Origin of the sequence: Novosphingobium sp. 17-62-19 (assembly GCF_002256775.1) — a bacterium.
GTDB lineage: Bacteria > Pseudomonadota > Alphaproteobacteria > Sphingomonadales > Sphingomonadaceae > Novosphingobium.
Window position 1 is genome coordinate 1 of record NZ_NCII01000115.1, and the last position, 9,555, is coordinate 9,555.

Here is a 9,555-nt window from a genome sequence, read left to right on the forward strand (position 1 = left end):
AACTTGTTCTGCGGCGCAGCGCCAGCGGCAGCAGCGGCCAGAGTGTAGATGGACATTGCGAGTCTTCCTCTTCAAATCAAATCAAAGTGCGTGAAAGCCATTCAAACGGGCCTTCGTGCCATTCGTTGAGACGTTTCCGTCCGGGTCAGCCAGTGAAGGAGATCAGTCCTTCGGGATGACCCAGCGGATCGAGTTCGAGTACGAACCGGTAGCAGGGTTGCCATCACCATCGGTTGCGGGCGCAAAGCGCGCACGACGACGGATGTTGGAACAAGCGGCTTCGTCCAGATCAGGGCTGCCCGACGAGCGGGTGACCTGACAGTCCGTAACCTTGCCATCGGTGCCGACAGTGACACGGAAACCCGTGGTGCCTTCACGCTCTTCGCGAAGCGCACGCGAGGGGTAGTCGTTCGACGTCGCCCAGTTGCCGGGGTTGCCCTTTGGAACGGCAGCCTTCGGCGTGAAACGCGGGGGCGGCGGGGCAGCAGGCGGGGCAGGCAGCGCAACGGGAGCCGGGGGTGCCGGAATCGCGGGCGCTACATTGACCGTCTGCACCTGTGGTGCCGGTGCGTTAAAGCTGATCGGCGGCGGAGGCGCGACGATCGGCGGTGGCGGCGTGTTCTCCTTCGGAGGCGGCGGCGGCGGCGGCTCCTCTGGCGGTTTCTCTTCCTCGATGTTGACCGCCGAGGTCACCTCTTTGACCTTCTGAAACGATGATGAGCGCGGTGACTTTGTTACCGCTCATCTGTTGGTCAGCGTATGCCATTCAGCTCCAATACTCCTGATCGCCCACCTACACCAGGAGCACGCGGATACGGCCCTGACAAAGGTGGTGCCGACGCACAGGATCACCGTCCTGCCCGCAGGCCAATCCAGCAAATTTCAATCCACCCTGCCGGCAACCCGGTCAATCGCCATCGAACGCAGGCGTCCGACGGCGAAAATCGTCGGGCTGCTTGTTTTTGGATTGCCCGAACGGGTGCATCTTTAACGGCGAAGCCAAAGCCGCGCAAATGCTTTATCGGTTAACCAACGATTCAGGGTTGTGCTGGCTGAAACTGGCGGGAAACAAAGGGCGGTTGCCGCGATGGACGCCCCCCGGAGATGCTAAAATGTTGAAGTTCGCCTTTCGTCCGATCGTTGCCGCTGCGGTAGCCGCCATGGCTTGGTCTGGATTCGTTCCAAATGTCGCGGTGGCTCAACAGGCCTTGATTCGCGGGGTTGGTAACGCTGTCAGCGCTGCGCCCGATGATGCACTTACATTTGCCGATCTCGTATCACTGGCTGATGCATCCGAGGTGGTCCTTCGTGTGCAGGTAAAGAAGGCCAATCGCCTCAAGCCCGAACAGGCTCCAGGCCTTGCCCCCGGCATGGCGCGGCTACTGGTAGAGGGACGCACACAGACCGTGTTGAGCGGTCCGGCGATGGGCGAAAAGGTACGTTATCTTGCAGACGTTCCGCTGGATGCCAAAGGCAAAGTGCTCAAGCTGAACAAGCGGGTCATGCTGGTTTTTGCACGTACCGTCGCAGGACGACCGGGTGAATTGCGGCTTGTTGATGGCGGCGCGCAGATCGCCTGGTCCGGGGCCACCGAGACACGCATCCGTGCCATCCTGACCGAGCTGCTCTCACCCGAAGCGCCGCCCCGAATCAAGGGCGTGCGCGAGGTCCTGTACGTTCCCGGCAATCTCGTCGGCGAGGGCGAGACGCAAGTGTTCCTGCAAACCGAGAACAACGAACCGGTTTCGGTAACGGTGGTGCGGCGCCCCGGCATGGACAAGGTGTGGGGGGTGAGTCTTTCCGAAATCGTCGATCAGGCTGCGCGTCCGCCTGAACGCGATACGTTGACGTGGTATCGCCTTGCCTGCTTCCTGCCGCGATCCATGCCGGCGGGGGCGAGCCTTTCGGGCAGCGCGGATCAGGTGCGGGCAGCGGCGGCGGACTATGCCTTCGTTGTAGAGCAACTGGGCGAATGTGTGCGGACACGCCCGGCGGTGGAGCGCTGATCCTGCGTGCGGGCAATCGCGCTGTTGCCCCGCTGGCCCGTGTCCCCTAAGGCCCGCCGCGCAGAATCTGCATGTTTGAGCGGACGGGAATGACATGAGCGAACCTTTGCGCATCGCGCTGGCCGGGCTGGGCACGGTCGGCGGCGGGGTAATCCGGCTGATCGAGGCCAACGCCGATCTTATCGCGCGGCGCGCGGGGCGGCCGATTGTCATTACCACGGTCAGCGCGCGGAATCGCAACAAGGATCGTGGGTTCGACGTTTCGCGCTATGCCTGGGAAGATGACATGGTCATCCTGGGCGAGCGGCCCGATGTGGACGTTGTGGTGGAGCTTGTCGGCGGGGCAGATGGCCCGGCGCTGGCGCTGGCGCGCACCACGTTTGAAGCTGGCAAGGCGCTGGTGACTGCCAACAAGGCGATGATCGCGCACCATGGCGTGGAACTGGCGACCAAGGCCGAAGCGGCCAAAGTGGCGCTGAAGTTCGAAGCCGCGGTTGCGGGCGGCATCCCGGTGATCAAGGGCCTGAAGGAAGGCGTGGCCGCCAACGAGATCGCGCGGGTCTATGGCATCCTCAACGGCACCTGCAACTATATCCTGTCGACCATGGAAGACACGGGGCGCGACTTTGCCGATGTGCTGGCCGAGGCGCAGGCCAAGGGTTATGCCGAGGCGGACCCGAGCTTTGACATCGACGGCATCGATGCAGCGCACAAGCTTTCGATCCTGTCATCCATCGCATTCGGGACGGCGGTGGATTTCAAGCCTGTGGCCGCAACCGGCATCCGCCGTGTGCTGGCCGCCGATATCGCGCAGGCCGATGCGCTGGGATACTACATCCGCCTGATCGGCATGGCCGAGACCGAGATTGACGCCGAGGGCAAATGCCGCCTGTTCCAGCGCGTGCATCCGCACCTTGTCCACCGCGATCACCCGCTGGCGCACGTTGACGGGGCGACCAATGCTGTCGTGGCCGAGGGCAACTTTGTGGGCCGCCTGCTGTTCCAGGGCGCTGGCGCGGGTGATGGGCCGACGGCGAGCGCCGTGGTGGCCGACCTTATCGACATTGCGCGGGGCGATATTGGCGCACCGTTCTCGATTCCGGTGGCCGAACTGGAGCGCGCCGCGCCTGCCGAAACCGGGCATCGCAGAGGCAAGGCCTATATCCGCTTCAACGTGGCAGATCGCCCCGGTGTGCTGGCCGAGATCACAGCTGCCATGCGCGATGCGGGCGTTTCCATCGAGAGCCTGATCCAGAAGGGCAATTCGGACAACGCACAGGTCATGGTGGCGATGGTCACGCACGATGGACCGGAAAGCGCCATCGCCGAAGCGCTGCGCCTGCTCGATGGATCGCCGGTGCTGGCCGATCCGCCGCTGGTGATGCACATTCTGGGCGACTGAGATTCAGCGCGCCGGAATTTCACCCTTGGCAATACGGTCTGCATCCGATCCCGGTGGTGGGGCCGGTAGCGCCTTGATATCGAAATAATACATCGGCGGCGGCACTCCGCCCACACCGATGCAACCCCGGCTGCAATCGCGCAGGCCCGAAACATTGGGCGCACGCGGAATACCCGTGTCGGTCGATTGCGCGCCGTCAGTCTCATCACGCAGCGGCACGCGCTCGCGGTCGCTCGCCTCCTTGCCGCCGCAGACGACAATCGTGCCATCGGATCGCTGCATCGGACGGCAGCGCTGGGTCTGCGAGGTGGTGAGAAGATTGCGCGCCACTTCGGCATCGCTTTGCCCGACGCCGGGCAAGACAGGACCCTGTACGCCACCCGGGCTGGGTGACGCTGTTTGCTGGGCAAAAGCAGGCGCTGCGCCAAAAAGAAGCGCAATGCTCGCTAGAACTGCTACTGTTCGTCTCGACAAGACCCTTCCCTCGCGTCTAGTGCCGGGTCACACCAATGTCATCTGTGCCACGCAATGCCAATCGCGCGACACACTGATGTTCGTGCATACGTTTGCACAGTCTGTGTGCCCCGTCGACCCGGTCGTGCCGGTCCGATGCTGCACATTGGCTGAACCGATCGCGACTTGCTGCCTATTCCCGCCACCATCTGACCAAGTTGGAGCCCACGTGACCGACCAGACCACCAACCCCGCCGCCTCTCAGGTACTTGACCGCGTCCTTGTGCTGGAAATGGTCCGCGTGACCGAAGCTGCCGCCATCGGCGCATCCAAGCTGATCGGCCGTGGCGATGAAAAGGCCGCCGATGCCGCCGCCGTCGAAGCCATGCGCGCCGCCTTCAACGAACTTTGGATGGACGGCACTGTCGTGATTGGCGAGGGCGAACGCGACGAAGCGCCGATGCTCTACATCGGGGAAAAGGTTGGCGCCGCGCCGGGCAGAGGCCCAAAAATCGACATTGCGCTCGATCCGCTGGAAGGCACCACCATCACCGCCAAGGCCGGCCCCAACGCGCTGGCCGTGCTGGCCGTGGCCGAAGAAGGCGGGCTGCTCAACGCGCCGGACGTCTATATGGACAAGCTGGCGGTCGGCCCCGGCTATCCCGAAGGCATCATCGATCTCGACAAGTCGCCGACCGAAAACGTCAAGGCCGTGGCTACGGCCAAGGGCGTGGCACCGGGCGACATCATCGTCTGCGTGCTTGACCGTCCGCGTCATTCGGATCTGATCGATGAACTGCGCGCTCTTGGCTGCGGCATCAGCCTGATTCCCGATGGCGATGTAGCAGGCGTGATCGCGGTGACCGATGAAGACACCGGCATCGACATGTACATGGGCACAGGCGGTGCACCCGAAGGCGTACTGGCCGCAGCCGCCCTGCGTTGCGTAGGCGGGCAGTTCAAGGGTCGCCTGCTGTTCCGCAACGAGGACGAGAAACAGCGCGCCTACAAGTGGGGCATCGAGGACCTGAACAAGCAGTACGACCTCAAGGAACTGGCCAAGGGCGACTGTATCTTCGCCGCCACCGGCGTAACCGATGGGTCGTTGCTTTCGGGCGTGAAGGTTCACAAGAACGGCGTGATGACCACTGAAAGCGTGGTGATGCGCGCGTCGTCGGGCACGGTCCGTTGGGTGAAGGGTGAGCACCGCAAGGGCCGCTGAACCAGTTAGCCGTTGTAAGCTGAATGGCCCGGCTCCCTTGTGGAAGCCGGGCTTTTTCACATCAGGTTCCGTAACGGGCAATCACCGGTATCTGCCGTTCACTCTCCATCGCAGAGTGGCGGCGCAAGCTCTCAGGATCGCTCACCTTTCCGGGCCGCTTTTCTTCGTCGCGCGTGCGGAAACTGGTCACGAGATCAGTCAGCGCCTGCGCCTCGTTCGACAGGCTGCGCGTAGCAGCGGAGGACTGCTCAACCATCGCGGCGTTTGCCTGCGTCATGCGATCCATTGCAGCGACCGCCACATTGACCTGTTCCAGGCTTTCCGCCTGACTGGTGGCAGCCTCGGCAATGCGTGAGACCAGTCCGTCAACGGCGGCAATCTGATCGACGATGCCAGTCAGCCGCTCACCGGTCGCGTCGACAAGGCGAACGCCTTCGCCCACCTGGCTCGTGCTGTTCTCGATCAAAGTCTTGATGTTCTGCGCCGCCTCAGCAGAGCGTTGGGCAAGCGCCCGCACTTCGGTGGCTACAACCGCAAAACCCCTGCCCGATTCGCCTGCCCGCGCGGCTTCAACACCAGCGTTGAGCGCTAGCAGGTTAGTCTGGAAGGCAATGCCGTCAATCACGGTGATGATCTGGCTGATTTCCTGAGCCGAAGCTTCGATCTGCGCCATCGCCGCCACAGCTTGTCGGACAACATCGCCGCCCGCATTCGCCTGTCCGTGAGCGGCTGCAATCGCATCCTGCACGTTCCGCGCGCCGGTGGCTGTTTCGCGCACACTGCCGGTAACATTATGCATAGCACCTGCCGTTTCCGCGAGGCTGGCCGCCTGCTGCTCGTTGCGCATCGCCAGATCATCAGTGGCCACACGAAGTTCGGAGATCGACCCCAGAACGCTGGAGGTGCCAACCCGTACCGATCGCATGGCGGATGCCAGCGCGTCACAAGCATCGTTGTAGTTGTTGCGCAGTTCCTCGTAGCCATCCGGGAAGGCATCATCGATCCGGTATTCGAGGTTCTGCCGGGCCATGCAATCGAGCCCGGCGGACAGCGCCGCGACAACTTCCTGCTGATCGCGCTCAGCTTTCTGGCGGGCTGCGCCATTGCTGCGGAACACCGTCATGGCCCGTGCCATCATGCCGATTTCATCCTGCCGGTCGGCCCCCTCGACATTCAGGGTGTAATCGCCTTGCGCCATGCGCTCCATTGCCGTGGCGGTTTCAACCAGCGGGGTGACAATGCTGCGGCGGATCATCCGCCCCGCCCCATGGACCATGGCGAGGATAGCCAAAGCTACGATGGAAAACAGCGCCAGCAGCGAGAATACGAGCGTTTGCGCGAAGTCCATCAGCTCTGCGCGATACTTGCCTGATTCCGCCACGAGGTGCGTCACGGCATCGTGCTGCTTTCGATAGGCCGGGGTCAGTTCAGCGGCGTGGACCTGCTGCATGGTCGTCATATCACCGGCCTTCATTGCTGGAAGAAAGCGACTGTCGACGGCGGACCAAAAAGCGTCAGCCGAACCGACCGTCGCGGCGACCTCTTCTCGAAGTTCTTCCGGCACGGGCGCACTCGCCCAGTAGGTTTTGCGCTGCTCGAACAGTTTGCGCTCTTCGGCAAGCGCCACGGCTGCCTCCTCCGCATGTGACGGATCGGCAATGGCCCAAGTGGTGTGGAGGTAAGGTTCGACGACAAAGGCAGGCGGCGGCAGGATGTCTGCCAGCAATTCGTCCTGCAGCAGGTTCTGGCGGTGGAGAGGCCCGCCAAAGCGGATGTAGCCGATCGCAATTGCCGCAAGCGCAATCGCGGCAACGATCAGTCCTACGACAATCTTTGTCCCCAGAGCAGTACGATCGCGGATCATGACAAGGCTTCCTTGCAGCCAATTGAGTGCTGCTTGTTTAGCCATTTGCAGTTAATTCCAGTGTGCACCGGGCAGATGTGGATTGCGTAGGGTGCTGTAAATTTCGCGAAAAGCAGCACATTCACAAACACAAGGCCCCGCCGGATCGCTCCAGCAGGGCCTTGATTACTTTAGGTCAGGGTTACGAGGACGATCAGTCCTCGCTGCCTTCGGCCTTGTCGGCGATCAGGTAATCACCGGCATCGGCATCAAGACCGTGGGTTTCGCCCTCGACCGCTGCCAGCGGGTCATCACCGATGGCTGCTTCCGGGCCTTGCGCCCGTTCTGCCGCATGTTCTTCAGCAGCCGATGCCGGAGCGATCAGCGAGTCCTGAAGCTTGCGATAGGATGCGCGCAGAGCGGCATCGCGGCTGGAAGCTGCAACGCGCAGGCGGTTCATACCCGCACCGGTACCGGCGGGGATCAGACGACCGACGATCACGTTTTCCTTCAGGCCGATCAGCGAGTCCTTCTTGCCTTCCACTGCCGCCTGCGTGAGCACGCGGGTGGTTTCCTGGAACGATGCAGCCGAGATGAACGAGCGCGTCTGCAGCGATGCCTTGGTAATGCCCAGCAGCACCGGCTTGCCTTCGGCGGGCGCGAAGCCATCCTCAAGCTTGCCGTTCACTTCGAGCATTTCTTCAAGATCGACCTGTTCGCCTGCGAGCAGGGTGGTGTCGCCACCATTGGTGATTTCAACCTTCTGCAGCATCTGGCGAACGATCACCTCGATGTGCTTGTCGTTGATCTTCACGCCCTGCAAGCGATAGACTTCCTGAATTTCAGCAACGAGGTATTCGGCCAGAGCCTCAACGCCCATCACTTCCAGAATGTCATGCGGATCAGGCGAACCCGAAATCAGGTTGTCGCCCTTCTTGACATAGTCGCCTTCCTGGACGTCGATCACGCGGCTCTTCGGCACCAGATACTCGACCGGTTCACCCTCTTCCGGGATAATCGCGATCTTGCGCTTCGCCTTGTAATCACGCACGAATTCGATGCGGCCCGCGATCTTGGCGATGATCGAATTGTCCTTCGGCTTGCGCGCTTCGAACAGTTCGGCAACGCGCGGCAGACCGCCGGTGATGTCGCGGGTCTTGGCAGCTTCGCGCGAAGCACGGGCAAGGATGTCACCCGCTTCGACCTTCTGGCCGTCTTCGACCGAAAGCGTCGTGCCCGGCGCCATCAGATAGCGTGCCGCTTCACCCGAATCGTCGTCCAACAGGGTCAGACGAGGACGCAGATCCTCCTTCTTGCCCCGGTTGCCCGCGCGGTTTTCGGTGACGACACGGCTCGACATGCCGGTCGCTTCGTCGGTCGCTTCGGTCAAGGTCTTGCCGTCGACAAGGTCCTGATAGCGCACGATACCCGGCTTTTCGGTGATCACCGGCGTGGTGAACGGGTCCCATTCGGCCAGACGTTCGCCCTGCGAAACGGTTGCGCCGTTCTCGTGCAGCAGGTGCGTACCATAAGGCACACGGTGGATCGCGCGTTCGCGGCCATCGGTGTCCATCAGCACGATTTCACCATTGCGGGCGAGCGACAGGCGACGGTTGCGCTTGTCAGTGATCGTCGGGATATCGCGGTAAACCACGGTACCATCGCTGATCGCCTCAAGGTGCGACTGTTCGTTCACCTGTGCCGCACCACCGATGTGGAAGGTACGCATGGTCAACTGTGTACCCGGTTCACCGATGGACTGTGCAGCGATAACGCCAACAGCTTCACCGATGTTGACCGGCGTACCACGGGCGAGATCGCGTCCGTAGCACTTGCCGCAAACGCCCATCGTCGCTTCACAGACCAGCGGCGAGCGGATGCGCGCCGACTGGAAGCCTGCTGCTTCGATCCGGGTGATCGCCGCTTCGTCGAGCAGATCGCCCTTCGAGGCAACGACTTCGCCGCTCTTGGCTTCGACCATGTCTTCGGCCAGCGTGCGGCCGAGGATACGTTCGCCCAGCGAGGCGATGGTGGCGCCGCCCTGAACGATCGACCGCATTTCGAGCGCGCGTTCAGTGCCGCAATCTTCCTCGATCACAACGCAGTCCTGCGACACGTCGACCAGACGGCGCGTCAGGTAACCCGAGTTTGCCGTCTTCAACGCGGTGTCCGCGAGGCCCTTACGAGCGCCGTGGGTCGAGTTGAAGTATTCAAGAACGGTCAGGCCTTCCTTGAAGTTCGAGATGATCGGGGTTTCAATGATCTCGCCCGAAGGCTTGGCCATCAGACCGCGCATACCCGCCAGCTGCTTCATCTGTGCCGGGGAGCCACGTGCGCCGGAGTGCGACATCATATAGATGGCGTTGATCGGCTTCTGGCGGCCCGTTTCCGGGTCGATCGGCGACGACTTCAGCTCTTCCATCATGGCATTCGCCACCTGGTCACCGCAACGGCTCCAGGCGTCGATCACCTTGTTGTACTTTTCCTGCTGCGTGATCAGACCGTCCTGATACTGCTGCTCGTAATCGGCCACCAGTTCCTTGGTTTCGGCAACCAGCGCATCCTTGCTGTCGGGGATGATCATGTCATCCTTGCCGAACGAGATGCCGGCCTTGAACGCGTGGCGGAA

The 9,555-nt window shown here is 62.2% G+C and carries 6 protein-coding genes and 1 pseudogene; 3 read left to right on the top strand and 4 right to left on the bottom strand.

The window, feature by feature from the left end:
- Positions 1 to 162: 162 nt before the first annotated feature.
- Complete coding sequence (locus B7X90_RS16835; protein ID WP_366409817.1) at positions 163 to 693, bottom strand: TonB family protein; 531 nt, start codon at positions 691 to 693, stop codon at positions 163 to 165.
- Positions 694 to 1,112: 419 nt separating this feature from the next.
- Here B7X90_RS16835 and B7X90_RS16840 point away from each other — a divergent pair, with 419 nt between their 5' ends.
- Together B7X90_RS16840 and B7X90_RS16845 are read left to right on the top strand one after the other, a co-directional pair.
- Complete coding sequence (locus B7X90_RS16840; protein WP_292626400.1) at positions 1,113 to 2,006, top strand: hypothetical protein; 894 nt, start codon at positions 1,113 to 1,115, stop codon at positions 2,004 to 2,006.
- Between the two features lie 94 nt (positions 2,007 to 2,100).
- Entirely contained in the window at positions 2,101 to 3,408 is a 1,308-nt protein-coding gene (locus B7X90_RS16845) for a homoserine dehydrogenase (protein ID WP_292626403.1), read from the top strand.
- 3 nt (positions 3,409 to 3,411) lie between these two features.
- Here the strand turns inward: B7X90_RS16845 and B7X90_RS16850 are convergent, their stop codons facing one another.
- Positions 3,412 to 3,768 (bottom strand): hypothetical protein, encoded by a 357-nt coding sequence (locus B7X90_RS16850; protein WP_292626404.1) that lies wholly within the window; start codon positions 3,766 to 3,768, stop codon positions 3,412 to 3,414.
- A 322-nt stretch (positions 3,769 to 4,090) separates the two neighbouring features.
- On the opposite strand from B7X90_RS16850, the gene glpX reads away from it, so the two are divergent.
- Entirely contained in the window at positions 4,091 to 5,083 is a 993-nt protein-coding gene (gene glpX / locus B7X90_RS16855) for a class II fructose-bisphosphatase (RefSeq protein WP_292626407.1), read from the top strand.
- Positions 5,084 to 5,144: 61 nt separating this feature from the next.
- On the opposite strand, the gene B7X90_RS16860 is transcribed toward glpX, so the two are convergent.
- The gene (locus tag B7X90_RS16860; protein ID WP_292626409.1) at positions 5,145 to 6,947 is read right to left on the bottom strand and encodes a methyl-accepting chemotaxis protein; all 1,803 of its coding nucleotides are present in this window, start codon (positions 6,945 to 6,947) and stop codon (positions 5,145 to 5,147) included.
- A gap of 193 nt (positions 6,948 to 7,140) precedes the next feature.
- Positions 7,141 to 9,555, bottom strand: a pseudogene (locus tag B7X90_RS16865) (DNA-directed RNA polymerase subunit beta'); the annotation flags it as partial.